This window comes from Desulfovibrio desulfopostgatei (assembly GCF_053570645.1).
Genome location: NZ_JBRBQS010000002.1, coordinates 627,530 through 652,557 on the forward strand (window position 1 = coordinate 627,530; position 25,028 = coordinate 652,557).

The 25,028-nt window shown below is 56.5% G+C and carries 19 protein-coding genes; 6 read left to right on the forward strand and 13 right to left on the reverse strand.

The window, feature by feature from the left end; translation table 11 throughout:
- Positions 1–11: 11 nt before the first annotated feature.
- Positions 12–1,115, forward strand: coding sequence for a protein translocase subunit SecF (gene secF, locus ACUZ9Q_RS02780; protein ID WP_192112453.1), 1,104 nt, complete (start codon positions 12–14; stop codon positions 1,113–1,115).
- A 184-nt stretch (positions 1,116–1,299) separates the two neighbouring features.
- On the opposite strand, the gene ACUZ9Q_RS02785 is transcribed toward secF, so the two are convergent.
- A complete protein-coding gene (locus tag ACUZ9Q_RS02785) occupies positions 1,300–1,665 on the reverse strand; it encodes a molybdenum cofactor biosynthesis protein MoaE (RefSeq protein ID WP_297147060.1) in 366 nt (121 codons plus the stop codon).
- Between the two features lie 85 nt (positions 1,666–1,750).
- Between ACUZ9Q_RS02785 and ACUZ9Q_RS02790 the strand changes: the two genes are divergently transcribed.
- Both ACUZ9Q_RS02790 and ACUZ9Q_RS02795 read left to right on the forward strand, forming a co-directional pair.
- Entirely contained in the window at positions 1,751–4,474 is a 2,724-nt protein-coding gene (locus ACUZ9Q_RS02790) for a tetratricopeptide repeat protein (RefSeq protein ID WP_297895271.1), read from the forward strand.
- A 74-nt stretch (positions 4,475–4,548) separates the two neighbouring features.
- Positions 4,549–4,896 carry a DVU0772 family protein gene (locus ACUZ9Q_RS02795; protein WP_192112455.1) on the forward strand — a complete coding sequence of 116 codons (348 nt, stop codon included), beginning with the start codon at positions 4,549–4,551 and terminating at the stop codon, positions 4,894–4,896.
- Between the two features lie 106 nt (positions 4,897–5,002).
- Here the strand turns inward: ACUZ9Q_RS02795 and ACUZ9Q_RS02800 are convergent, their stop codons facing one another.
- The 4 genes from ACUZ9Q_RS02800 to ACUZ9Q_RS02815 all read right to left on the reverse strand — a co-directional run bounded on the left by ACUZ9Q_RS02800 (position 5,003) and on the right by ACUZ9Q_RS02815 (position 7,954).
- Positions 5,003–5,671, reverse strand: a complete 669-nt coding sequence (locus ACUZ9Q_RS02800) for an amino acid ABC transporter permease (protein WP_192112456.1) — start codon at positions 5,669–5,671, stop codon at positions 5,003–5,005.
- The gene (locus ACUZ9Q_RS02805) at positions 5,672–6,430 is read right to left on the reverse strand and encodes an amino acid ABC transporter ATP-binding protein (RefSeq protein ID WP_227118569.1); all 759 of its coding nucleotides are present in this window, start codon (positions 6,428–6,430) and stop codon (positions 5,672–5,674) included.
- A gap of 2 nt (positions 6,431–6,432) precedes the next feature.
- Positions 6,433–7,125 carry an amino acid ABC transporter permease gene (locus ACUZ9Q_RS02810; protein ID WP_192112457.1) on the reverse strand — a complete coding sequence of 231 codons (693 nt, stop codon included), beginning with the start codon at positions 7,123–7,125 and terminating at the stop codon, positions 6,433–6,435.
- Between the two features lie 85 nt (positions 7,126–7,210).
- The gene (locus tag ACUZ9Q_RS02815; protein WP_192112458.1) at positions 7,211–7,954 is read right to left on the reverse strand and encodes an ABC transporter substrate-binding protein; all 744 of its coding nucleotides are present in this window, start codon (positions 7,952–7,954) and stop codon (positions 7,211–7,213) included.
- Between the two features lie 379 nt (positions 7,955–8,333).
- On the opposite strand from ACUZ9Q_RS02815, the gene wbaP reads away from it, so the two are divergent.
- Positions 8,334–9,806 carry an undecaprenyl-phosphate galactose phosphotransferase WbaP gene (gene wbaP / locus ACUZ9Q_RS02820; protein ID WP_449247288.1) on the forward strand — a complete coding sequence of 491 codons (1,473 nt, stop codon included), beginning with the start codon at positions 8,334–8,336 and terminating at the stop codon, positions 9,804–9,806.
- Positions 9,806–10,945, forward strand: a complete 1,140-nt coding sequence (locus tag ACUZ9Q_RS02825; RefSeq protein WP_227119361.1) for a glycosyltransferase family 9 protein — start codon at positions 9,806–9,808, stop codon at positions 10,943–10,945. Before wbaP ends, ACUZ9Q_RS02825 begins: the two co-directional genes overlap by 1 nt.
- Positions 10,946–11,079: 134 nt before the next feature.
- On the opposite strand, the gene fabZ is transcribed toward ACUZ9Q_RS02825, so the two are convergent.
- The 8 genes from fabZ to lysS all read right to left on the reverse strand — a co-directional run bounded on the left by fabZ (position 11,080) and on the right by lysS (position 24,075).
- Positions 11,080–11,547 carry a 3-hydroxyacyl-ACP dehydratase FabZ gene (fabZ, locus tag ACUZ9Q_RS02830; RefSeq protein WP_192112460.1) on the reverse strand — a complete coding sequence of 156 codons (468 nt, stop codon included), beginning with the start codon at positions 11,545–11,547 and terminating at the stop codon, positions 11,080–11,082.
- Positions 11,548–11,650: 103 nt separating this feature from the next.
- Positions 11,651–12,196 carry an OmpH family outer membrane protein gene (locus ACUZ9Q_RS02835; protein ID WP_192112461.1) on the reverse strand — a complete coding sequence of 182 codons (546 nt, stop codon included), beginning with the start codon at positions 12,194–12,196 and terminating at the stop codon, positions 11,651–11,653.
- A gap of 200 nt (positions 12,197–12,396) precedes the next feature.
- Positions 12,397–14,868 (reverse strand): N-acetylmuramoyl-L-alanine amidase, encoded by a 2,472-nt coding sequence (locus ACUZ9Q_RS02840; protein WP_449247289.1) that lies wholly within the window; start codon positions 14,866–14,868, stop codon positions 12,397–12,399.
- 223 nt (positions 14,869–15,091) lie between these two features.
- Positions 15,092–17,857: an outer membrane protein assembly factor BamA gene (gene bamA / locus ACUZ9Q_RS02845; protein ID WP_215647282.1), complete on the reverse strand. Its 2,766-nt coding sequence runs from the start codon at positions 17,855–17,857 to the stop codon at positions 15,092–15,094.
- Entirely contained in the window at positions 17,838–18,524 is a 687-nt protein-coding gene (locus ACUZ9Q_RS02850; protein ID WP_022657995.1) for an ABC transporter ATP-binding protein, read from the reverse strand. The genes bamA and ACUZ9Q_RS02850 overlap by 20 nt, the downstream gene beginning before the upstream one ends.
- Positions 18,525–18,526: 2 nt before the next feature.
- Positions 18,527–19,753 carry a lipoprotein-releasing ABC transporter permease subunit gene (locus ACUZ9Q_RS02855; protein ID WP_192112550.1) on the reverse strand — a complete coding sequence of 409 codons (1,227 nt, stop codon included), beginning with the start codon at positions 19,751–19,753 and terminating at the stop codon, positions 18,527–18,529.
- A gap of 432 nt (positions 19,754–20,185) precedes the next feature.
- Complete coding sequence (locus ACUZ9Q_RS02860) at positions 20,186–22,279, reverse strand: methyl-accepting chemotaxis protein (protein WP_192112464.1); 2,094 nt, start codon at positions 22,277–22,279, stop codon at positions 20,186–20,188.
- A 290-nt stretch (positions 22,280–22,569) separates the two neighbouring features.
- Positions 22,570–24,075 carry a lysine--tRNA ligase gene (lysS, locus tag ACUZ9Q_RS02865; RefSeq protein ID WP_192112551.1) on the reverse strand — a complete coding sequence of 502 codons (1,506 nt, stop codon included), beginning with the start codon at positions 24,073–24,075 and terminating at the stop codon, positions 22,570–22,572.
- A gap of 381 nt (positions 24,076–24,456) precedes the next feature.
- On the opposite strand from lysS, the gene ACUZ9Q_RS02870 reads away from it, so the two are divergent.
- Positions 24,457–25,017, forward strand: coding sequence for a glycine cleavage system protein R (locus ACUZ9Q_RS02870; RefSeq protein WP_449247290.1), 561 nt, complete (start codon positions 24,457–24,459; stop codon positions 25,015–25,017).
- Positions 25,018–25,028 lie beyond the last annotated feature (11 nt).

Here is a 25,028-nt window from a genome sequence, read left to right on the forward strand (position 1 = left end):
GGGAGGCAATTATGGGTTTCGCATTTATCAAGCACGACACCAATCTGGATTTCATTGGCAAACGCTATTGGGCGTATGGCATTTCAGTACTCCTGATTCTGGTCGGCCTCGCTTCCATGTTCATGGGGCAGGGCCTTAAAATGGGTATCGATTTTGCCGGCGGCGTGATCGCCCAGATTCAGTTTGAACATCCTGTCAAGGATGAGGCCCTCAAGAAAAGTCTGGATGTACCAGCCTTGCCCGGCATCAGCACCCAGAGGTTTGGCGATGGCGACAGGGATTATCTGCTGCGTTTTTCCCAGTCAGAAAATGCCAATGCCAGCCAGTTGCGCACGGCCCTGATAGATACGCTGGCAAGCGCTTTTCCTGACAACAAGGCTGAAATACAAAGACTTGAAGTTGTCGGCCCGAAGGTCGGTGCTGATTTGACCAATAAGGCTCTTGCCGCACTGTATTATTCAGTCTTGCTGATCGCGGTCTACATTTCTGGCCGTTTTGAGCAGCGCTGGATGGCGGGAGCCATAATGGCTGGCGCTCTTTGGGGCGGAATGTACCTTGCCGGGCTCACCGGGCTTGGCATGGGCTGGCTTGTATTGCTTTCGCTTGCAATTACGCTGGTTGTCTGCTTTTTCCTCAAGCTCAACTTTGCGCTTGGGGCAATCGTAGGTCTGCTGCACGACGTCAGCATCACGCTTGGGCTATTGTCCGTTATGGGGGTTGAAATTGACCTCAACGTCATGGCGGCCTTGCTGACTCTGGTGGGTTATTCGCTCAACGATACCATCATCGTGTATGACCGCCTGCGCGAAAATCTTCGCGCTGCGCCCCAGTTGACAATGTCTGCGCTCATCAATCGCAGCGTCAACCAGACGCTCTCCCGTACAATCCTGACAAGCGGCACCACGCTGCTGGCAACACTCTCACTCTTTGTGCTTGGCGGCGGCGTGATCCATGATTTTGCCCTGACCATGCTCATAGGCGTTTTTGTGGGTACTGCTTCATCTATTTACGTCTCTTCGGCCATTCTTTTGGCGCTGGGCGACTCTGAGTTTTATACCCAGCGCGCTCAGGAAGGTGCCAAATACGAGCGCCCCGGCGAACACGGCGTTGTGTAGCCTTTGTTGCAAAGCGCAGAGCTGCTTTGCCTGAAAGATCAGTGAAAATCCCCGGCTGCCTCGGCAACCGGGGATTTGTTTTTCAGTCATACGGTCTGTTGCTATCGCTCAGCTATGAAAAAAGGCATGCTGTGGGCATGCCTTTTTTACAAGTCAGCCGATAAGGCAAACAGACGCATAAGGTTCAGGCATCATGAATTTCCTGCTTGATGACGGCCTCGGCCTTGATACGGTCAAGCAGTTCTGCAAAAGTGGCTTTAACGTGCTCGCGTATGTCGCCCGCCACCACAAGAAAGAGCAGGTCGTCACCGGGTTTGAGCAGGCCTTCCTCGGCTTGGGCAACGATGGCAAAAATTCCCGGCTGTTTTTCCATCTCGCGGCAGATGGCGTCCATTTTTGCGGTGTCGTGGGAAACTTGCACGGCTGTAACCGAGGCATGATCCCCACGCGACCATGCACGCACAACACCGTTGTGCACCAGCATCATACCCACGTGGTCGGCGAAGCCGGGGCGGGCTTTGAGTTCCTGAAGAGTTTTGTTAATGTCCATAAAAACCGCCTTGGTTTTATTGGCTAGATCAACGCCGTTCATTTCAGGCTACAACATGGCAGCCTTTGTATAAAGGACTTTATTCATGGCGCATTTATCGCAGTTACTCTCACGCCTGCCGGGCAATATTGATGTGCGCATGAGCACCATGGGCCATGTGGTGTGGGTGAGCTGGCACGACAGGCTCGCCCCCGCCGTAGGCCAGACGCTGCTGAATTATGGCGGCATGCTGGTGGGAGAAGAAGCAGAGCAGTCAATCTGGTTCTTCTTTACTGACGACGTTTTCCTGGCTCTGGCCCGGCTGATGGTGTGGGGCAACTTTAACGAACTGCCCGTTGCTATTGAACTGTTCCCGGGCCGGTTGCAGTTCGGGCGCAAGCGCGAGGTCAACCTGCTGCTGGACGGAGCCTTGCAGGCGCAGCAGATTGTTGTGACCGATGCCCTTGAAATCTGGATACATCCCAAGAGCCGCGAGGGTAAAAAAGGACTACCCGGCATCACCTTTGAGCGCCGTTCCGGGCGGCAGGGCATGGCGGGTGTGGACTGGGCCTCCATGACGGTTGACGTGCGCATGCCCTATGCCTCCACTCAATCGTGGTTTGCCGTGCTGCACCCCTTGGGCAGCCCGCTCGACAAGGCCTATCAGGTCGGCTGGACGTCCATGTTCAAGCGGCTTGAAGCCCTGCTGCAAAAGCACAAGATCAAATCCATCGTGGACAATACGTTCATGATGATTGCCATAGACAATCTGCAAATGTTGCGCACCTTCATGCGCGACTATCTGCATAGCTTTGACAAAGAAAAAAACGAAGCTGCGGGCTACTGGCCATGCGTAAGCGTGGTTGCCGACCGCAACAACCTGAATTTCAATGCTGATCTACCCAAGAAAATAGGCTTGCAGTGGGATAATCTCATGCCGGATTTTCCCTACCTCAGCTATCGTAATGCCTATCTGCTGGGCGAGGGGTTTACTGTTCGCGATCTGCGCTTTACCGGCGAGCAGATGGCTATGGACAGCTGGTGCAACGTGATGCTGGACGAAAACAGCCTCAGCGGCAGATCTATTACGCTGCTGATGCCAAGCCGCCTTACATCGCCCAGCCCTTCTGGCACGGGTTGCGTCTATTGCGGTATTCACAGCCACGATTCTTCAGAATGCCCCACGCGTTTTGGGGCAGCCTCCAACAGCCAGGAAGTGTGGGAAAACCTCGGGCAGCTGGATCTTGAAGCTATCAATGAAGGGTTCCGCAGCATCGAAATGACGCTGACGGAAAAAGGGGTAGGCGGCTACGGGGCGGTGCTTGGCGGCGAAGACGATGCCGCTGTGGTGCTGCGCGCCGTGCTTGAAATCAATTCTGCCTGCCAGTTGCGCAACGTGCCGAGGCACTGGCTTTACCGCATGCGCGAGCCAGAGCCCAACGAGGCCGTGCCCGCCAAGGATGACAGCCCCGCCTGGGAGCTGCTGGACAAGCTCATAACCACATCTCCGTCTGAAATGTCGGAGATGGAAAAGAAGATAAGCCAGGCGATTTCGCGGCATCAGCGCGATCCGCGTTTGCACATGGTGCAGGCTTTTGCGCACATTGAGCGCAACGATTATCCCCGTGCGGAAACGGCTTTCCGCAATGCTGCTGTGCTTACGCCATCGCCCGCCCTGCAGGCCTGGACAGAATTTTTTCTTGCGCGTCTGGCGGAAGAACAGGGGCAGTTTTCCCAGGCCATTGAACAGTATTCACAAATTTGGCGCGTCATGCCCCAGTGGCGCGAGGTCAAGTACCGCGAAATCGTATGTCAGGTGAAAATGGGTTTTTGCGAGCCTGTGCTGGATCAGCTTACAGCGCTCATCCGCGAGGAACCCGCGTACTTCAACAGGATTCTTATAGATCCGGCCCTTGAGCGCGGCCGCCTGCTGATTCTTTCAGCCCTTTATGACCTGTGGACAGAGGCCAAAAAATGCGCAGATGCCGACCGGGTTCGCGTCAACGAGATCAGCGCCCGCATAAATGCCTGGTTTGCGCCGGAACACCCTGTTCAGTTGCAACTGGGTGAAAAGGTGCGTGAACTGGAAACCCTGGCCAACATCAACAACTACCTTGCCTACCTTAAGGTCGTGGCTGAGCGCCCCAACCTTGAAAGGGAAATGGAAGACTGCATAGCCCGCGAAGTTGAAGACCTTCGCAACCGGTACAAGTATTATCTTGATATTTTGCAGGAAATCCGGGATGAAGCCTCCTGGTTCCCCTTTCCAGCGGCTTTGCGGGAGTTCAGTCAGGAATTTAACGAGAGCGCGGGCATCATCAACCGGGCATTTTCGTGCAACTTCAAGGAGGCCGAGGCGTTCAAGCGCGCTCAGGGTGAAACTCCCCACCTTGCTGAATTGTTGCGCAGTCTGCGCAAGCGTCTGCAATTTTTGCGAATGGTACGCGATGGAACTCTTTTTGGCCTTACCCTGCTCAAAACGTTCATGTGGCTGGAAGCCTTGGGGCTGCTGCTGTGCTTCGTTGCCGTGCCGGTGGTCTATTTTTGGGGCGATACGCTGCGTCTGGGCTGGTTACGGGATATTCTTGGCTCCGAACCGTGGTCGATCCAGAAGATCCTGATTCTCATCGTGACAATGGTTTCTCTGGGGACTGCGGCCCTGCGTACGACACTTGTTTTTGATCGCAAACGTGAGCGCCTGCTTGAGGAAGCGCGGCAGCAGCGCGAGCAGGCGCAGCAAACACGGCTTGAGCGCGTTCGTCAGCAACGCAGGCTTGAGGCTGAGCGCGCCCAGAAAAGGAAGGATGCGGAGCAATCGGGGAAGAAGTAGCTAAACCTGAGCCAGCCACTTGCATAATTTATCGATAATTGTTATTAATAAATTAAGCACTCAAGGAGGAAGCCATGACATCCCTGAAGGATTTTTCTCTTTACAATATAGACTGGAACCTCAGCCCCGAACACGCAGTAACCATGTATCTGGAATGGGGAAATAACGACTGGCATTCAGAATACCCGCCGGTTCGCTCCAAGGAAGATGTGTCCCACTACTTTGTGGTGGACAGCTGGCAGGAGCCGCCAGTTATACGGCTTGTGAGGCGTAATTCTGAAAGGGCGGACGATCTGATCACCGTTCCTCTGCCTTCGGGCCTGATGGAAGATTACCGCAAGGTTCACGGTTCATGGCGGGGCATAAGCGAACCCACGCCCGAAGTGAAGTCCTGGCTCAAAAAGGAGCTTGGGCAGGATTGATGCCCGGCCCAGGGTGCCCCTGAAGTGCCCAACGATACAAAGAAATGTTAAAAGGCCCGCGCAAGCGGGCCTTTCTCGTGACATGGAAAAAGTCAAAGAGGCGGCGTTAGCGCGCTCCAAAGCCGGGGATGCGGTATCTGTCTTCAAGCCAACGCAACAGAAACGTTGCCAGGGTGACCATTGCCAGGTAGTAGGCCCCCACCGCGATAAAGACTTCGGTAAAGCGAAACGTATCAGAGGCAACAACCTTGCCTTCGCCCATGAGTTCAAGACACGTGACCAGATAGGCCAGTGAACTGTACTTGATAAGATAGATGATCTCATTGCCGCAGCCGGGCAGGGCGCGTCTGGCCGCCTGAGGAATAATGATCCACGAGACCGTCTGCCACTGGCTGAACCCAAGCGCCTGTGCGGCTCGCACCTGGCCCTGCCTGATGGAAAGCAGCGCTCCTCGCACGTATTCCGACTGGTAGGCGGCTGTACAGAGTGTAAAACTGGTCAGGGCCGCGCCAAACGGTGAAAAGAAAATGCCAAGCTTGGGCAGAGCGTAATAGATCATCATCAGTTGCACGGCCAGGGGTACACCGCGTATCAGCGAGGTATAACCGTTGCCGAGGCGGCGCAGCCAGCGCGGCCCAAAGGCGCGGGCGCAACCCAGGAGTACGCCGCCCACAAAGCCAAGGCTCCCGGCTGGAATAATGAGCGCAATCGAAACCAGCAGCCCACGGTTCAGGGCTGGCAGCAGTTCGTTGCTGAAAAAGGCCGCGTCCAGCACTTAGGCCCCCATCTCCAGCAGACGCTGGCAAAAATCGCGGGTACGCGTGTTTGACCCTTCGGCCAGCAGTACGGCGGGCGAGCCCTGTTCAATGAGTTTGCCGTGTTCCATGAAAATGATTTCGGTGGCAAGGGCACGGGCAAAATCCATCTGGTGCGTTGCCATGACCATGGTCATGCCGCCGCTGGCGAGATCGCGAATAACGGCAAGCACTTCGCCCACAAGTTCTGGGTCAAGGGCAGAGGTCGGCTCATCAAGCAGAATAACCTTGGGATCCATGGCGAGGGCGCGGGCCATGGCCACGCGCTGCTTCTGGCCGCCAGAGAGCTGCGCCGGATACAGGCTTGCGCGGCGGGCAAGGCCAACGCGGGCCAGCTCCTCCTGTGCGCGGGCGCGCGCATCGGCAGCAGACATGCCGCGCACCTTGCGCAGGGCTATGGCCACGTTTTCTTCGGCTGTAAGATGATCAAACAGGTTAAAATCCTGAAAGATCATGCCAACCTGGGCGCGAAAGGCGCACAGTGCGGCCTTGTCCGCGCGGTTGAGCAACTGGCCTTCAAGATAAATCTCGCCGGAATCCGGGGGGATAAGGCAGTTGATGCTTTGAAGAAACGTGCTTTTGCCCGCGCCGGAAGGCCCGATGAGCACCTTGAGTTCGCCCCGGTTCACCGTGAGACTGCAATTATCCAGAATGGGCTTGCCGCCCAACATCTTGGAAATGCCTTTGACCTGCAATACCGCTTGTTGATCCACGCTCATGCTTATCCCATACCCATGCCTTCCATGCCGATCCCTGAGGAATAGCCGGGTACATGGATTTTTTGTTCCAGAAGACGCAACAGTTTCAGCACCACCAGCGTCAGCACAAAATACAACACGCCCGCTGTGGCGTAGAGGGCCAGATGCTCGTGCGTTCTGGCTGCAACAAATGAGGTGCGGGCCATGATGTCTTGCGTGCCGAGCACAAAGCAGATGGCCGAATCTTTGAGGAGAATAGAAAATTCGTTGGCCCAGCCAGGGATGGAGAGCCGCATGGCCTGAGGCAAAATAATGGAGCAGATGCCTGTGCTTTCGCGCATGCCAAGGGCGCGCGCGGCATTGAGCTGCCCGTGGGGCAAGCTTTCGATAGCGCCCCTGAAAATCTGCGACTGGTAGGCCGTGCTGGTGCTGCCAAGAACGATACAGCAGATGAAAAAGGGATCAATGGAAATACCGATGCTGATGAACAGGCCGTAGCAGAGGAACAGCAGCACCAAAATGGGCACACCTCTGAAAAACCAAACATACAACGCCACCAGCCGCCGAAGCCATGGGCCGCCATAAACCTGGGCCACGGCCATGGGCACGCCAAGCAGCAGACCCATTGTCAGCGACAGGGTGACGTTGCCCACCGTAACCAGACTGCCGGACAGAATGGAGGGCAGGGCGTTGTATACCACAAGCAGTGAATTCATGTATGGAGGGTGCCTTTTCCGCACAAGCGCGAACCGTCCGGGTTGCAGGCGGTTCGCGCTTGACGTGTGGGCGCTTGCGCGTCCGTTATTTGCTCAGGTATTTCTGCTGCAGTTCTTTCCAGTAGGGGTCGGCCATAAGCTTCTTATAGCCTTCGTTCACCAGCTTCTGCAGTTCCTTGTCGTCTTTGCGCATGGCAACGCCGAAATTGTCGGGTTCGCCGTGGGTGCCGGCCTTCTTGACGGCGCGGCCATTTTCAATGGCGTTGTTGGCGGGCAGTTCGTCCATCAGGGCAGCCTGGATGCGACCATTGAGGAGGTCTTCAACCGCAAGGGGGGAAGATTCGTAAAAGCGCAGTTCAAAAGGATATTTCTTTTCTTCCTGCTCTTTTTTGATGTCGTTGGCTTCAGAGGTGCCGCGCTGCACGCCGAGCTGGATTTTTTTGCTCAGAATATCGGCAGGAGTCAGCTTGGAATCGGCGGGCACAACAAACACGCGCGAAACCGTCCAGTAGGGGTTGGAGAACTGCACAACCTTGGCGCGCTCAGGGGTGATGCTCATGCCGGAGTCAACCATGTCGATCTGCTTGGCGAGCAGGGCGGGGATGATGCCGTCCCATGCCATGGGCTTGTGAACCACTTCAAATCCCATGGTCTTGGCTATCCAGTTCATGGAATCCACGTCAAAACCAGCGGGCTTGCCAGTTTTTTCATCCATGTAGGCAAAGGGCGGATAGTCGGGGTCAATGCCGTTCACATAGGCCTTTTTGGCAAATGCGGGCACGGCGGCCAGCACGGCGGCCAGCAGGGCGCAGACGATAAGCTTCTTCATGTTCAATTTCCCCCTCGGAAAGGACAGAACGGACATGCGCCGACACTGCCGCCTGGGGCGGCTGGCGCGCATACCTGCGCGGTTGGGATTTATTACCAACGCCGCGCGGCCACTGCAAAACAAGGTCTTTCTGTAACAGAAGGAGGGCTGTGACGCAAGGGCGACAGCCCGCGTCACAGGGCCGCCGAGGCAGAGGCGGCCCGAAATGTACGAGCCGGTGTCGGCTTTGCCGACCCGAAGGCGAGGGCATTTCGTGAATAAGAGTAAGCCGCAAGGGCGACAGCCCGCGTCACAGGGCCGCCGGGGGCTGCCAGCATCGCAAGGGGGGATTATTGTGCTTTGTAAAGAAAGAGAATAACATTACATTGTTTGAGTATCTGTGTTTTCAGCAACAGCGCGGCTTGCCGTGCGCAAACGTGGTGCCGGTTCCATCGGCACAGCGCCGCTCCTCATGAAACAATATCCCCTCTGGGTCAGGGCGCTTCTGGCTTGCGGGCTTTCCCCGCAAAAAACCCTGCTTTGTCTTGCTGACCTTTTCACCATCCTCGGCACGGCCCTGGTGGTTTTTCTTGTGCGCGCCGCTTTTGGCAACGTGGATTTTGCACAGTACCGCGGGGCATTGCCCTTGTTGCTCATGGGGCCGGTAATGGCCGCCGGGCTTGGCCTTTATCAAAGCATAAGTCTGCCTCCGCACCGCGAACTCAAGGCCTTGTTCCAGCTCACAAGCCTCATGTACGGCATCATTCTGGCAGTGCTTTTCCTTTCAAAAGCAGGCGATACCTACTCCCGGATTGTCATTGCGGGCAGTTGGCTGGCTACTGTTTTTACCCTGCCGCTCATGCGCAGCTATTGCCGCCGCCTGTTTATGCGTCGCCGCTGGTGGGGCAGACCGCTGATAATTTTTGACAGCGGCAACGCCGGGCGTGACTTCTGGCGGTACCTCAAGCGTCGCCCAGAGCGCGGGTTGCACCCGGTCGCCATATATTCTTTGCCCACCAATGAGGACGACGTGCGCAAACTCTTTGCGGAAACGGCGCAGGCCAAGCCCAAGGCGATGGCCATGATTCTGCAAAAGGCGGATCAGGGGCAGAGCCTGGACTATATTACCGAAGCCAGCCGTTATTTTGAGCGCATTCTTGTGGTGCCTTCCTTCAACGATGGCTTCCGCGCGCACTGGCTGACCCCGCGCGACCTTGGCACTGCCGTGGGCTTGCAGGTGCGCCAAAACCTGCGCGACAAGCGCCGCCTGCGGGTCAAAAGATTTATGGATGTGCTGTTCTGCGCCCTTGGCGGTGTTGTGCTGCTGCCTCTTGGCTTGCTGCTGGCTCTGGCTATTCGCCTAGACAGCAAGGGCCCGGTATTTTATCGCCAGCGACGTATTGGCCACGGGGGGCGCGAGATACGGATTTTCAAGTTTCGCACCATGGTGGACAAGGCCGATATGGTGCTCAGGGAAGTGCTGGAGCACGATCCTGAATTGCGGGCGGAGTGGGAAAAAGACCACAAGCTCAAGCATGATCCGCGCATAACCCGCGTGGGCCGCATTTTGCGCAAGGTCAGCCTTGATGAACTGCCGCAACTGCTCAACGTGGTTATCGGCGATATGAGCCTTGTGGGGCCGCGCCCCATTGTGCAGAACGAAGTTCAAAAGTACGGCCCGGTGTATGAAGAATACTGCATGGTGCGGCCCGGCATTACCGGGTTGTGGCAGATTTCTGGCCGCAACAATACCACCTATGCCGAACGGGTGGCCTTTGACCACTATTATATCAACAACTGGTCTGTCTGGATGGATTTGTGGATCCTGGCCAAAACGATTCCTGTGGTCATAACCGGGTATGGAGCATACTGATGGGAGAACGCGGCAACAGGCTTAACCGTTTGCTTGATCGTTATGCGGGCATACCCCTGGCGGCATGCAGCGCGGTTGCGCGCCTGGGCAAAAAATCTGTGCCCGCAGCGCCGCAGCGTGTGGGTTTTATCTGTCTGGGAGCCATTGGCGATCTGCTGCTGCTTTCAGCGCTGATCACCGCCCTGCGCGAGCGGTTGCCCAACGTGCATATTGCCCTGCTCGTGTCCCGCGCCAATGCCGCCACTGTCAGTCTGATCCCTGGTATTGACCAGTGCGCGTCTTTTGCGGTGACGGATGTTTCTGCCATGGTAGCATGGCTGCGCGAGCAACGTCTCGATGTGCTCATTGACAGCACGCAGTGGGCGCGGCTTGGGGCCATATTGAGCAATCTTTCCAACGCCCGAACCACAGTGGGCTTTGATACGGAAGGGCAGCACCGCGCCTTTGGCTATAGCTTCAAGGTGCCTCATCGCAATGACAGGCATGAGGTGGAAAATTTCATGGAGCTGGGCCGCGCCCTGTACCCGGATCTTCAGGGTGCGCCACGCCTGCTTTTGCCGCAGTCTCCGCCGGATGATCTGCCCGCTGAACTTTGCGGCAGGCTGGAACCAGCAGGCGACATAGGCGATGCCTTGCCGCAGAGGGTTTTTCTGCACATGTGGCCCTCAGGCTCCAATGCCTGGCTCAAGGAGTGGCCTGCCGACAGCTGGGATGCTCTGGCCAGACTGCTGGGCAGCAAGGGTTTTGAGGTCTACCTGACCGGTGGGCCAGCCGATGCCCCGCGTAATGACGCTTTTTTGCGGGCGCATCCCCAATGTCCTGCGATTTCGCTTGCGGGCAGAACATCGCTTGCAGGCCTTGCCTGGCTGTTCAGCCGCGCCACGGCTGTAGTCTCCGTAAACACGGGCACCATGCATCTGGCAGCGCTTGCGGGCGCACCCACAGTGGGGCTGCATGGGCCGACCAATCCCTTGCGCTGGGGGCCGGTGGGGCGTCATGTGCGCGCACTTTTGCCGCACAAGGGGCCATACGCCTACCTCAACCTGGGCTTTGAATACCCACGGCCTCACACTTCCTGTCTTGATTCGCTGCCGGTGGAAGATGTGGTGGATGCCCTGCACAGCCTTTCGCTTTTTTAGGGCAAATAGCAGTAAAAAATTCCGTCGTGCGGTCTGCTTGTGGGCAGATGGCCTTGCGCCGGAGGGCAGAAAAATGAAAGGGGAAGGGATTGTTAATCCCTTCCCCTTAAACATTGCGGCCAGCTTTTGTGGAACTAGCCCTTGGGCCTGTCGCCGATGGCGGCGGTAATCTGGGCCTCTGCGGCAAGCTTGCCGTCCACAAAGGCGCGGGCTTCCATTTTGCAGAGCTTGAGTTTCATGCGCAGATTGCTGCATTCAAGGTCAAGCCTGTCGCCGGGAACCACCTGGCGGCGAAATTTTACGCCATCAAGGCCGGTGAAGAGAAAGAGTTTGTCGTCCAGGCTGTCCATGCCGGAAACGGCCAGCAGGCCGCCTGTCTGGGCCAGAGCTTCCAGAATGAGCACGCCGGGCATGATGGGAGCACCGGGAAAATGCCCCTGAAAGAAAGGTTCGTTGAACGTAACATTTTTATAGGCCCGGATGTGCGAGCCTGCTACGCATTCCACAACCCTGTCCACCAGCAAAAAGGGGTAGCGGTGCGGCAGCAGGCGCAAAATGCGCTGTATGTCCATGCCCGTATTCTGGGGGGCGGTATCCTGCATGGGGGCCTCCTGATGAGTTGTTCTTATCCGCCTGTTGGCGGCATGAAAAAAGGCCTCTCGCCCCATCCGGGTTGAGAGGCCTGAGAATTAACGGCTGAGGGCTTTATTTTTTGCCGCTCTTGTCGTTGGCTTTTTCTTTGTAGATCTTGTTCACTTCGGCCAGCACGTCCTGGGTCAGATCCATGGACTGGTCGGCGTACAGCACGCCACCGGCGGTGACGTCCACCACAAAGTTGAAGCCTTTGGCGCGGGCAACTTCATAGGTGGCGCTGAAAACCAGGGTAACCATGTCCTGGCGAAGCTTCACTTCTTCCTGTTCAACCTTGCGCAGGAAGTTACGGGTCTTCTGATCCAGATCCTGCTTGGAGCGGATGAAGTCCAGCTTCTTTTCTTCGCTGGCCTTGGGGTTTTTCAGAGCATCGGCCTTTTTCTTCAGCGCTTCGCCCTGTTTTTCAAGTTCGTTACGTTCAGTGCCGAACTTGCTTTCCATTGTTGTTTTGGCGGCCTGGGCAGGGACGCTCTGCGTCGCCACGGTCTGCATGTCAACAACACCGATCTTGGCTGCGGGTACGGCGCCGCCGTCTGCAGCATAGACTTGCCCGGCAAGCAACAAGCCAACCGCAACAGCCGTCATCAAAACCTTGCGCATGAAAGTTCTCCTTCCCCAATGCTGATTTGTTATGTCGTCCTTGCGGAACTGGGATGACCCGCGCGCCGTAAGAGAAGATGCCACTGCTGTTTGCAACTGTTCAATACATTTGGCAAAACAGCTATAATTATCAGACGCGCCCAAAGGAACAGTCATTTGCTATGATACAGGCCGGGGACACGTAGTTGAAATTACTCGCCTCACATAGCACCAGCGCCTTCTTGCGTCAAGGAATTCTGGACCGTCCTGCGCTTAAGAAGCTTGTCCTTGTAAGCAAGAATGCCCTCGGCAAGCCCCTCGGCCAGGGTCATGCGGTATTTGGGCGTAAGAAGCCTTGCTGCTTCTTCCCTGTTGGTGCAGTAACCAATTTCCACAAGTACTGCGGGCATTTGTGCGCCGAGCAGAACAATAAACGGCGCAGATTTGATGCCATTATCCTTTGTATCATACTGTCGGCGCTTCAAACGGAACTGTGAAAGCCGCTGAATATCTTGCGCCAGATGGCGTGATTCGTCCACCCTTGCATTGAGCATGACATCGGCGAGCATCTTCTGCATATCGCCGAGCCGGTGGTCGCCATCAGCATTTTCAAGGGTGGCAAGGCGCGCCGCCTCAGGATTGCTGGCAATATCGAGGTAGTATGTTTCAAAGCCCTGCACCGAAGGATCATCATTGGCGTTGACGTGGATGGAAACAAACAGATCCGCTCCGGCGGCGTTGGCCATGGTGGTGCGTTCACGCAGCGAAATATGCTTGTCGGCAGTGCGGCTGTAAACGACTTCCAGGCCATTGGCCTCAAGCAGTCGGCCCAGGGTCAGGGCCACGTCAAGGGATACGATGCGTTCCAGCACTCCGTTGTGATTGGTGCCGGGGTCCCGCCCGCCGTGTCCGGCATCAATAAATACCGTGCGTACCGTCAGGCCGAGCTGGCGGGCCATATCGCGCACCAGGCGCGGCGAGGGCGGGGTTGCGGGCTGGGTGCCGCTGGCATCGGCCACTGTTGCCGAGTTTTCCACTGCGGGTTGCGCATCGGCAAATCCGGCTTTTGCATTGCTGACCGGCGGCAGCTGCGTGCTGCCGCCCGCCACCCGCAGGATAATGCGGCAGGGGTTGGTTTCTGTACGGGCATCAAAGCGGCGAGCATCCTGAAAATTGAACTGGAGCACGGTTTCGCCGCCCTTGCTGTCGCTGACGCTCATACCCTTGAAAAGGCTGCCCCGGATGTTCACACCCTTGCGAATATCCTTTTCCACAGAGGCATTTTCCAGAGCGACATGCAGGGATGCCTGCTCAGCCCTGTTTTTGCCTTTTGCGCTGCTTGTGTTCAACTTTGCCGTGTAACGGGCAGGGGCGCTCAGCTCAAGGACAATCTCCACGCTGTTCTTGCTCAGCGAATTCCACGAAAGGGACTGAACCACCGGGCGGGTAACCTGCGGCGCATTGCCAGCCTTGCTGGCAGTTGCTGCAGGTGCGCCTGTGAGGCGGGTGCGCAGGGTTTGCGCCTCCGCCACCATATCGCCGCCGGAATAGAGGGCCATGATGGCGTCAAGCAGTTCCAGAGCTTCCGAGGTCTGGTTCAGGCGGTCTGCCTCAATGGACGCGGCGCGGAGCAGCGAGTCGTCAGCCAGGGCGCTTTTGGGAAATTCCTGCGCAAGCTTGAGATAGAGGTCGCGCGCCTGTCGGTATTCATCTGCAAGATGCGAGCAGTCTGAAAGGGCCTCCTGACTGGCAGCAGCGCGGAACAGCGCACCGGGAGAAATGGCCCAGTCTTTACGGCTGGTATAGATTCGCAGAAATTCAGCAGTCAGTTCTTCCCAAGGCTGACGCCAGCATGAACGGACTTTGTCGGCGCGCAGGGCATCCATTTTTGTCTTGGCCTCGCGGTAACGGGGCAAAAGTTCCGCTTGTGGCAGGGGCTGTAAGGCCGAAGCCTTGGCAATCTGGCCTCCTGCCGCATCAGCGCCGCCAGCAGTGGAAGATGCGGCTGTATTGGGCGTGGGGGCAGAAGCTCCCTTTGCAGGGGCGGCCTCGTCCTTTGGTTCCTTGCCATCGGTGCTGGAAACCTGGCGCGCCTCTGGGGCGGTGCGCCCGTTGGCAGCGGCCTGAAGCGTCTTTTCCAGGGCCAGCGCCTCCTGAATCATATCCCCCTTGGGGTACTGGGCTTTGATGCGCTCAAGCAGGGCCAGTGCCCCCTTGTCGTCTTTAAGCCACGCGGCGTGCAGCTTGGCCGCACGAAAAAGGGCGTCATCGGCAAGCCGGCTGTCGGCATGGCGCTGGGCGACAGCTTCATAACACTCAATGGCCTTGCGGGCATCAGCCTTGGCGAACGAGCGTCGGGCCAGCTCCTCCAGGCTTTCCGCAGCGCGGAACAGGGCCGCAGGGCGGTTGGGCCAGCCAGGATCAGCATCATAGATGGCGCGGAACTCCGCAGCCAGATTTTCCCACGGTTCACGCTGACCCGAACGCTTTTCGTCCTGCCGCAGGGTTTCAATATTTGCCTTGGCAAGATCGTAGCGCTTGCCAGTTGGCGGCAAGGAAGTATAGCCGGAGTCGTAAAAGCAGACGACCATCAGGCACAGGGCAACCAGAAAGGCCAGAGGCGGAACAAGTCTGCGCATCTGGTTGCTGCCAGTTGGTTCGGAAGCCTTGGGCTGGGCTTTTTTTCCGGCCACGGTTTTTCCTTTTGCCATGATGGTGTCGGTAATTTGACTTTTAAAGTTTTGCCTGCGTTATTGTTAGCATATTGTATGCCAGCAGCGCAAAGATGGCAAAACTCCCTCTTTTGCTGGCTGATAAGCCTTGGCGTGGGCATGGAAAAAAGCAGCGCGCCGGATACACAGAAAACTGTGCCTCCGGCGCGCTGAATCTTTGCCGCTGCTGCGGCAGAAGTGAGGGCTAGAAGAACTGGCCCATGCTGAATTCTATGCGACCGGATTCACGTTCCTTGTCGTAGTCCTGAACCAGCGGGATACCGTAGGCGATACGAAGGTCGCCCATGGGCGAACGCCAGCGCAGTTCAAGGCCCGTGGAGCAGACGATGTATTTGTTGAGGTCGTTGCCCATGGTCTTGCTGTCGATGTTGTAACCGGCATCGAAGAAGGGAACCAGAGCAAGGCCAAGGTCTTTCTGGAAGGTCCAGATGTATTCAACGTTGGCAACACCCATGCGGTCGCCGCCGATCTGGTCGCCGTTGTACTTGTAGTCGCGGGGCGAGAGGTCGGAGAAGGAGTAACCGCGAATGGTATCCATGCCGCCAACCCAGAAGCGTTCAAACACCGGGACGTTGGAGTTGGTATTCTGGTACACGCCGCCCAAACGACCACGCAAGTGGATGGTGTTCTGCGGGTTAAAGGACCAGAAGCCCTGCCAGTCGGCCACAGTCTTGATAAAGTTGTCTGTGCCGCCGAGGCCGCCGCCGCCGTATTCAGCCCACAGGCGGGCAATGGTACCCTTGGTGGGGCGTTCCTTGGAGTCCGTAGTGTCGCGCAGGATGCGGCCAGAAACGGCGCTTGTCCAGTTGGTGCCCTTGTAGTCGCGAATGTAGGGAGAGGCGTCGTCGTCCACATCGTAAAGAACATAGCGTTCCAGACGATAACCGCCGCCTATGCTGGTGTATTCACCAATGGGATACGACAGACGAATGGTGTCGCCGACGGTGTCCTTGGTAAAGTTGTCCCAGTAATCGTGCGTGTAGTACAGGTCGTTGCCGACAGAAAGATCGGTATCGTACAGGCGCGGGTTGGTGAAGGACAGCACGCCCGACGTACGACGCCAGGAGAAGAAGCCCTGCAACTGCAACCAGTAGCCGCGGCCAAAGAGGTTGCGCTCCATGACGGATGCGGTGACGCCCACGCTGTAGTAGCTGGAGTAGCCCACGCCGCCCATGATGGCGCCGGTATTGGTTTCCTTGACCTTGACCTTGAGGTCAACTTCGTCTTCGTTCTCCGTGGGGATCAGTTCCATATCCACAGCAGAGAAGAAGTGCAGACGGTTCAGACGCTCGTTGGATCGGCGCAGCTTGGCGCCTTCGTACATGTCGCCGTCACCCAGGCGCATTTCGCGCAGAATGACGTTATCGCGGGTTTTGGTATTGCCCTCGACAGACAGACGGCGGATGAAGACCTTCTGCTTTTTGTTGATCACATAGCCCACGTCCACCTGATCGCTGCCGTCATCGGCCTTGACGACCTTGGTGTCCACTTCGGCGAAAGCATAACCGTAATCGGAATAGTAGTCGGTCAGGCGTTTGGAGTCTTCCTGCATGACCGTGAGGGAGAAGTACTTGTCGGATTTTTTCCAGTCGTCCATCTGCACGACTTCAAGCATCTTGTCTTCGCTGTCGATAACATCGCCAGCAAAGACCACGTCGCGCACGGTGTAGCGGGGGCCTTCGTGCACGTTGAATGTGATGTAGATGCCGTCGTCGCGGTATTCAACGGTTGGCGCAGCCACCTGAATATCTACGTAGCCTTCGTTAAGGCCAAAGGCGGCAATGGCGTTGGTGTCGCGCTCCAGGTATTCGTCCTTGAGCACGCCGGTACCCGTCAGCCACGAGAAAATGCCGCGTGTCTTGAGGGCCATGTATTTGTCAAGATCGCCGCGATTGAGCTTGTTGAGGCCTTCAATCTTGACGTCTCTGATATAAAGCTTGTTGCCTTCGGTAACGCTGATCACCAGCACTGCGCCGCGCCCACCCTGACGGTCTTCAAGACGGTAGGTGACCTTGGCAAGGTAAAAGCCTTCCTTGTGGTACAGTTCGCTGATTTTCTGGAGGTCGTCCGAAAGCACCTGTTCGTTCAGAACACTGCCGCTCTTGGTGCCCATGGCCGCAAGCACGTCGTCCTTGCTGACCTTGTCCGAACCGTCAACAACGATGTTGTCGATGCGCGGCTTTTCAACCACGGTGAACACAAGCACGTTGCCTTCAAGCGTGGCCTGCACATCGCTGAAGTAGCCCATATCCCATATGCGCTTTACTTCTTCGTTGATGGCTGTGGCGTCCGGGCTGTCGCCCTTGCGGATGGTGAGGCGCATGAGCACTGTATCGGGGTCAAGCACCTTCATGCCGCGTACCTGCACATCGGCAAGTCCGCCGTGGGCAGAGGTGGGGGCGTTCATGGGAACAAGGGTCGCCGGCGCATCGCTCTTTTGGGGCGCGGCCTCGGCGGCGGTGGCGGGATTGGAAATTTCTGCCGCGCGTTTGGCCAGCACAGCGGCGCACTCGTTCAGCGAGGTCAGCGAGTTACGCTCAAATCCGGCGGGGACGGCTTCGCCCTCATAGACAGGCACAATGCGCGTGTCCATGGAAAAGCCCTGACCAAGCTGATTGAACTTGCCGTAAATGACCATGCGCGCTCCGGCCTTGCGGCCAAGTTCGCGGGCGGTGGCAAGATCAATGGATTCACCGCTGTTGCGCTGCAAAACGCGGGCGGTTTCCATGGGAACAGTGCGCATGCCGTTCTGCTTGAGCTGATCGGCAATCGCCTGAGGCACATCCTGCGAGGCGTTGGGCATTTCCGGCCCGGCGTTCACCTGAAAGGGCAGAACAAGCACAAGGGGCCCTTCTGCCGCTACGGCTCCACCCGGAAGCGCCAGGGTGGCGCAGGCCAGCACGGCAAGGCACAGGGCTTTGCACAGTACGTTATTCAAAAATCTTTTCATACAATGTCCCCGCTTTCAGTTCCAGGGTTCTGCCCATGCCTGCGGCCAGCTCTCGGTTGTGCGTTACAACAACGAGGGTCATGCCCAATTCACGGTTGAGTTCGTTCATGAGAGCGCCCACCTGCGCTCCCGTAACTTCGTCCAGATTGCCGGTGGGCTCGTCAGCCAACAGAACGCGCGGTCGCATAAAAACCGCGCGCGCAATGGCCACCCGCTGGCGTTCGCCGCCCGAGAGAGTGGCGATCTTGCTTTCCATACGCGCCGATAGCCCCACGCGGTCAAGCATTTCACGCGCACGGCTCATTACGGCGCTTTGTTTAGCACCGCCAATAATTGCCGGCATTGCCACGTTTTCGAGGGCTGAAAATTCCGGCAGCAGATGATGAAATTGAAAAACGAAGCCCAGAGTCTTGTTGCGAAAGGCAGCTTTCTGGTCAGCGCTCATGAGCGCCATGTTGCGCCCTTCAAAACATATCTCGCCCGTACTTGGAGTATCAAGTGCACCCATAAGATGCAAGAGGGTACTCTTTCCGGAACCGGACTGTCCAACTATGGCGAGCATCTCGCCTTCTTCCACAACCAGGTTAATATCCTTGATAATCTCGGTCTCTTCACCGGGTGTGGCAAATTTTTTGCCCACGTTTGAAAAAGTATAGAGTGCTGACATGGCTATTCGTAGCGCAGGGCTTCTGCCGGTTGCAGGCGCGATGCCTGCCGAGCCGGGTAAAGGGTGGCCAGAAAACACAGCAGCATGGCGCTTGCGCCAATGATGAGCACATCGGAGAGGGTGATGATAATGGGCAGATGATCGAGGGTATAGACGTTTTCAGGCAGTTTGATGAACTGGTAGCGCTTGAGCAGCCAGCCGAGCGAAAGGCCAAACGCATAGCCAAGCAATGTGCCGATAACCCCGATGATTGTTCCCTGAAACATGAAAATACGCCGTATCATGCTGCTTGTGGCGCCCATGGACATCATAATGGCGATGTCGCGCGTTTTTTCCATAACCAGCATGACCAGTGTTGTTACAATAGAGAAAGAACCGATAAGCACCACCATGGCCAGCAGAATGAACATGCCGATTTTTTCCAGCTTGAGCGCTGCAAAAAGATTGGCGTTCATTTCCATCCAAGAGCGCACGTAGAAGGGCGAGCCAAGCTCGGTTGAAACTTCGGCAGCGGTCTTGTCCGCCTTGTAAACATCGGCCACGGTCAGTTCCACGCCCGAAAGATAATTTTCCGGCAGGCCCAGCACATCGCGCGCGGCGTTGAGCGTAACAAAACCCAGCGACGAGTCGTATTCAAACATGCCTGTCTTGAAAATACCTACCACTTCAAAGGGGCGCACACGCGGCGCGTAGCCTGAGGTGGTCTTTTGCCCTGAGGGCGAAAGCAGATTCACGCGGCTGCCCATGCCAAGCCCAAGGCGCTTGGCCAGTTCCTCGCCAATAATAAGCCCTGGCGCGCCTTCGCGCTCAAGATCGGCGGCAGAACCCACGCGCATCTGGCGCAGCATGGAAAGCACTGCAGGGGCCGACTTCGGGTCAATGCCCCGCAAGACAACGCCCTTGACGCCGCCGCCAGCGGAAAGCATGACTTCTGTGTAAATAAAGGGGGTTGCCCCGGTCACGCCCTTGACAGAACGCACCCGATCCAGAAGGTCGCTGCGGTTCTCAAAGGCCGAGGGGATATAGGACATGACAATGGCGTGGGCATTGGCCCCGAGGATTTTGTCCCGCATGTCGGTGGTGAGGCCGTTGTACACGCCAAGCACCACCACCAGCGCACCAACGCCGATAGCCACGCCCAGAATGGACATGATCGATATGATGTAGATGAATGTCTGCTTTCGCCTCGAAAAGAGGTAGCGCAGGGCAACGAATAGTTCAAATGACATTTGCGGCATATTGTCCCACCTTGCCCGGATATTCAAGAGTTATTTTAGACCTGGGGCATTGCGTTGCCGCAAGGCAAGCCAATTGCGTCAGGGATTGCCGCTGGCAGGCAGCGCGCAACTGTTTGTACCTGGAGCAAACTTCCCGCAGCAGGGCACTGTCAAGGGCAGGTACCCGGTGCAGCCCCTCGGAGGGGAGAAGGTGCCAGACTGGCGCGTATCCGGCGTTGCCGCTAGAACACAGACGGTTCCGTTGTACCATTCTGCCTGTTGCCAGTTCTTTTCAGTCTGGTGTTGATTTTGAAAATATCCCCATTAGCAGGATAACTACCAGGCAAAAGCCCCCGGCTGGTTGACAAACCAGGCCGGGGGCCTCTTTTCGTTATTGTCCTCAGGGACAAGGCTGATCATCCACAAGTTTTATTGTTCCGAGTGTTAGCCCCGTTTCATAGCCTCAATAAGTTCGCTCAGCCTGCGCGCCTGCTGGGCAAGGTCGGCCACGGCCTTTGTGGCCTGGCCCATCGCCTGCGAAGTCTGCCCGGACATGGCGTTGACCTGCACGATGGACTGGTTGATTTCCTCGCTGGCGGCGGATTGTTCCTCGCTTGCGGTGGCAATGGCGCTTACCTGATCGGCAGTGGCTTCCACATTGCTCACAATATCCCGCAGGGCGGCACCCGACTGGTTGGCAAATTCGGTGGCCGTATTTACTTCCGTCAGGGCCTTGTCCATGGCGGCCACGCTCTGCGAAGCGCTCTGCTGAATGGCAGAGATCGCATTGCCCACGTCATTGGTGGAGGCCATGGTTTTTTCCGCCAGCTTGCGCACTTCATCGGCCACCACAGCAAAACCGCGCCCGGCGTCGCCCGCGCGGGCAGCTTCGATGGCTGCGTTAAGGGCTAGCAGGTTGGTCTGGTCGGCAATGTCCGAGATCACGTTCATGATTTGGGTAATTGCCTGGGCATGCTGGTTCAGCTTGGTCATATCGTCCTTGAGCGCCAGCGAAACCTTTTGCACCTGCCCGATGCTTTGGAGGGCGCTTTCCACAATGCTTGCGCCGCTTTCAGCATTGGTGCGCGTTTCGGCAGAGACTGCCGAGGCCGAAGAAGCATTACGGGCCACTTCCTGCACGGTCACATTCATCTGATTCATGGCAGTTGCTGCCTCGCTGAGGCGCTGGGCCGACTGCGCGGCTATCTGGTCCGACTGCTCAATCTGCCCGGAAAGCTGGCTTGAGGCAGCAGAAATGATGGCGACCACTTCTTCCAGTTGCCCCGCTGCAGCGAGCATGCCTTCCCGCTTGGCATTTTCTGCCCTTTGGGCGGATTCCTCCGCACGTGCGGTGGCAAGCCTGGCTTCTTCCGTTGCCTGCTGGGCGTCTCTGGCTTTTTGTTCACTTTCTTGCAACAGCGTTTTGATATTGCCGACCATGTGTTCCATGCCAGATGCCAGCGTGCTGAATTCATCACGGCGTTTTTCTGCGGCAAAGAGCATGGCTTTTTCTGCAGGGGTTGTTTCAAGGCGTCCTTCTGCAACGGATTCCGCAATACCGGAAATGCTCCTGAGCAGTCGCGCGATGGCCCGCGCCGCAAAGAAGATGATCAGTCCGACCACAAGGGCGCTTGCAAAAGTCAGCATCATGGAGTTGCCCAGCATTATCCGCATGGGTGTGTAAATTTCGTCTCTGTCCACTTCCAGGCAAAGAATCCAGCCGATTCCGGGCATGGCCCTGTAAAAGACTGTTTTATTGCCTCCGTCTTCGCCCGTAAATCGTACCAATCCCTCTGGGTTTTTCAGTATCTCCGCAACATAGGGTTTTTTGCTGTCATCCCGCCCAAAAGCCTTGAGGTCGCGGTTCAGCATCATTATGCCTTTGGTGTCATAGGCATAGATGCCGCCCTTGGTGCCGAAATCGATCTGGCTTGTAGTTGTCTGGGCGAGATTTTCGTTGTCGATACCCGCCCACACAAGACCTTCGGGCTTGCCATTGCGCATGATGGGCAGGCCTATGATAGTTGCAATCTTGCCTGTGGTTTTGCTGATCACGCCAGTAATGGTCTTCTGGCCCTGCATGGCGCGCTGGTAGTAAGAGCGGTCTGTAAAACTTACACCCACGGATTTGCTGGGGTGTTTTTCGCCTGCCAGGTGATGGGCAATGGCTATGCCGTCCCTCCCGGCAACACCGCAAAATTCAAAGTTGGAATTGAGCGTCACAAATGTATTGAGTGCAGCATCTGCATCGTTGAACAATGTGCGCGTCATGACTTCAGGCATTTTATCGTTGACTGCATCAAGATATAAAATGATCCTGTTATCGGCGGCAACCATGGAGAGCGACTCTTCCATCACTGTTAGCATGGCATGCAGGCCGATGCTTTGGCAGCGCAGCAGCGCTCTTGCATCGTTGATAATCTGCTCGCGCAAGTTGCTTTCAGAAATTTTATAGCTCACACCAGCAACCAGCAGCAGCCCTGCAATTGCCGGAGTAAGAATGGACAGGAGCATCTTGCCCAGCAGCCCAATTTTCATAAGAACCTCCTTGCCCAAGCCAATGCGATAAATGTATGCGCCCTGCGCGAAAACATGCCCAATGAACTTGGTTTACACTTTTATGAGTATAATTATCGACCAGAGGCGACAATAGTATATGCCTTTGATTCAAAAATGTTTTTTGACCGGCAAGTTTTTATGGGGGACCGAATCTGTATATGGTTAAAATTGCTGAAAAACAAAAAAGCGCCGCCAATAAGGCGGCGCTTTGCTGAGCAATCGTATCAATACTTTTTACAGACGGTCAAATAAAGTGGCACCCTATCGTTCTACACTTCCGGGCGCAGCAAGGGGAAGAGAATAACTTCGCGGATTGAGGCGCAGTCGGTAAGCAGCATCACGAGGCGGTCAATGCCCACGCCCTGCCCTGCAGCCGGAGGCATGCCGTATTCAAGGGCGCGCAGATAATCCTGATCCATGCTGTGGGCCTCGTCATCGCCCGCTTCGCGTTCGCGCACCTGATCTTCAAAGCGCAGGCGCTGATCCACAGGATCATTGAGCTCGGAAAATGCGTTGGAAAGCTCGCGCCCGGTGATGAACAGCTCAAAGCGGTCCGTCAGTTCCGGATGCTCGTCATTGCGGCGTGAAAGCGGCGAGATTTCCGTTGGGTAATGATAGATGAAGTGGGGCTGAATGAGCTTGCCTTCCACATCAAGATCAAAAAGTTTGGCATGCAGCTTTTGCAGGCTTTCGCTGTCGGCGGCCTTTTCCCCGCGTGAACGGATGTAGGCCTTGACCTTGCCGTAATCGTTGTAGAATTCCGGCGAATGCCCACCGACCTGGGTGAGCGAATCGTAGAAGCTGAGGCGCGTCCACTTGCCGGGCGTGAGGTCGATCATTTCGCCCTGATAGGGCACAACTGTTGTGCCGCAGGCCGTCATGGCAAGATGGGCAAAAAGCTGTTCCGTAAAGTCCATGAGGTCTTCAAACGTGGCATAGGCCCAGTAGAATTCGCACATGGTGAATTCCGGATTATGGCGCGTGTCTATGCCTTCGTTGCGGAAGTTGCGGTTCAGCTCAAAGACCTTTTCAAATCCGCCCACCAGCAGCCGTTTGAGGTAGAGTTCTGGCGCAATACGCAAAAACAGGGGCAGATCAAGGGCATTGTGGTGCGTTTTGAAAGGCTTGGCCGCAGCGCCGCCAGCCAGCGGCTGCATCATGGGAGTTTCCACTTCCATAAAGCCGTGGTCTTCCATAAAGCGGCGGAATTCGCGCACAATCAGGCTGCGTTTGAAGAAAATCTCTCGCGCGCGCGGCGTGACGATAAGGTCAACGTAACGCTGGCGGTAGCGCGTTTCCATGTCTGTGAGGCCGTGATATTTTTCCGGCAGGGGACGCATGGAGCGCGTGATGAGCTTGATTTTGCGGCAGGCAATGGTGAGTTCGCCCGTCTTGGTGCGGAACAGGTGGCCGGAAACGCCCACGATGTCGCCCACGTCGAGCTTTTTGACCACTGTGTAGTTCTCTTCATCCATGTGTTCGCGCGAGGCGTAACACTGGATGCGGCCACTCTGGTCCATAATATGGAAGAAGGCCACCTTGCCGAACGAGCGCAGGGAAACTATGCGGCCCGCAATGGCAAACACGTCTTCCTGGCTGTCCAGGGATTCGCCTTCAAGAGCGCCGAATTTGTCCAGCACCCAGGCAACGTCGTGTTCCTTGCGGAAGTCGTTGGGGAAAAGCGGTACGCCCGCATCCAAAAGGTCGCACGATTTGACAACTCTGTTTTTGACAACTTCGTTGAGGCCTTCGCGCGCGGCGAAACTTTCCAGCATGGGCATAAAATATCCCGCATGCTGCGACTTGGTACCCAGCTTGATAGCCGGCTTGCTGTTTTTCTTTTCCCGAGTATCCACGTAACGACTCCTGAGTGGCCCATACCTGAAAGGAGCGTTACGGTATGCCATTCACGCTTGGGCGTCAAGATTGTGAGGAATGTGTCTGCAACTTGCTGTAACATAATGCTTTGTTGGATGCTTCTGCTGTTGATGCGACTCTGGCGCAGCAGGAAACATCAATGCAGGCAGCGGCTTATATCCGCGCCAGTCGGGGCTTTGCGCCCCCTTGAAGTTTTGACCTGTTTACGTATATAAAGCCCTTTTACACGATACAACCGCCGTCAGAATCAAGCTGACGGCTTTTTCAAGGAAAGCGTCATGCAAAAATTTACAGCCTCCTTTCTGGGGCGCGACTGCCCCGGCGTGGTGGCCACTGTCAGCCGCATTCTCGAAGACAGCGGCTGCAACATCGAAGAAGTGACCCAGACCGTCCTCTCCGGCGAGTTTGCTGCTATCTTTGTTGTTGCAGCGCCGGAAGAAAACGCGGAAACCCTGCGCGCCAAGCTGAGCGCCGGGCTGGAATCCGCCAAGGTTGATCTTTCCGTCCTCGTGCGGCCCGCCATCAAGGGGCAGTGGGGCACAGACCTGCACTGCGAACCCTTTGTGGTCACTGCCGACGGGCCGGACAAGCCCGGTCTTATCGCCGCCATGAGCCGCGTGTTTGCCCAGCACGGCGTGAACATTGAGAGTCTCAAGGCCATTCTGGGCGAGGGCGGCAACAACCATGCGCTTTTTGTGTTTGAGGTCATGGTGCCTGACAGCGTTGACATGGGCCGCCTGCGCCGCGAGCTTGACTGCGAAGGGCAGAAGCGCGACCTGCGCGTCAGCGCCCAGCACAGGGATATTTTTGAGGCTGTGCATCGGGTGAATTCTTTTTAGGCCTCACGTTG

Coding starts and splice junctions, on each gene's coding strand:
- secF (WP_192112453.1), top strand. CDS start 12: ATGGGTTTCGCATTTATCAAGCACGACACCAATCTGGATTTCATTGGC.
- ACUZ9Q_RS02785 (WP_297147060.1), bottom strand. CDS start 1,665: ATGGACATTAACAAAACTCTTCAGGAACTCAAAGCCCGCCCCGGCTTC.
- ACUZ9Q_RS02790 (WP_297895271.1), top strand. CDS start 1,751: ATGGCGCATTTATCGCAGTTACTCTCACGCCTGCCGGGCAATATTGAT.
- ACUZ9Q_RS02795 (WP_192112455.1), top strand. CDS start 4,549: ATGACATCCCTGAAGGATTTTTCTCTTTACAATATAGACTGGAACCTC.
- ACUZ9Q_RS02805 (WP_227118569.1), bottom strand. CDS start 6,430: ATGAGCGTGGATCAACAAGCGGTATTGCAGGTCAAAGGCATTTCCAAG.
- ACUZ9Q_RS02810 (WP_192112457.1), bottom strand. CDS start 7,125: ATGAATTCACTGCTTGTGGTATACAACGCCCTGCCCTCCATTCTGTCC.
- ACUZ9Q_RS02815 (WP_192112458.1), bottom strand. CDS start 7,954: ATGAAGAAGCTTATCGTCTGCGCCCTGCTGGCCGCCGTGCTGGCCGCC.
- ACUZ9Q_RS02825 (WP_227119361.1), top strand. CDS start 9,806: ATGGGAGAACGCGGCAACAGGCTTAACCGTTTGCTTGATCGTTATGCG.
- fabZ (WP_192112460.1), bottom strand. CDS start 11,547: ATGCAGGATACCGCCCCCCAGAATACGGGCATGGACATACAGCGCATT.
- ACUZ9Q_RS02835 (WP_192112461.1), bottom strand. CDS start 12,196: ATGCGCAAGGTTTTGATGACGGCTGTTGCGGTTGGCTTGTTGCTTGCC.
- bamA (WP_215647282.1), bottom strand. CDS start 17,857: ATGAAAAGATTTTTGAATAACGTACTGTGCAAAGCCCTGTGCCTTGCC.
- ACUZ9Q_RS02850 (WP_022657995.1), bottom strand. CDS start 18,524: ATGTCAGCACTCTATACTTTTTCAAACGTGGGCAAAAAATTTGCCACA.
- ACUZ9Q_RS02855 (WP_192112550.1), bottom strand. CDS start 19,753: ATGTCATTTGAACTATTCGTTGCCCTGCGCTACCTCTTTTCGAGGCGA.
- ACUZ9Q_RS02860 (WP_192112464.1), bottom strand. CDS start 22,279: ATGAAAATTGGGCTGCTGGGCAAGATGCTCCTGTCCATTCTTACTCCG.
- lysS (WP_192112551.1), bottom strand. CDS start 24,075: ATGCTGGAAAGTTTCGCCGCGCGCGAAGGCCTCAACGAAGTTGTCAAA.
- ACUZ9Q_RS02870 (WP_449247290.1), top strand. CDS start 24,457: ATGCAAAAATTTACAGCCTCCTTTCTGGGGCGCGACTGCCCCGGCGTG.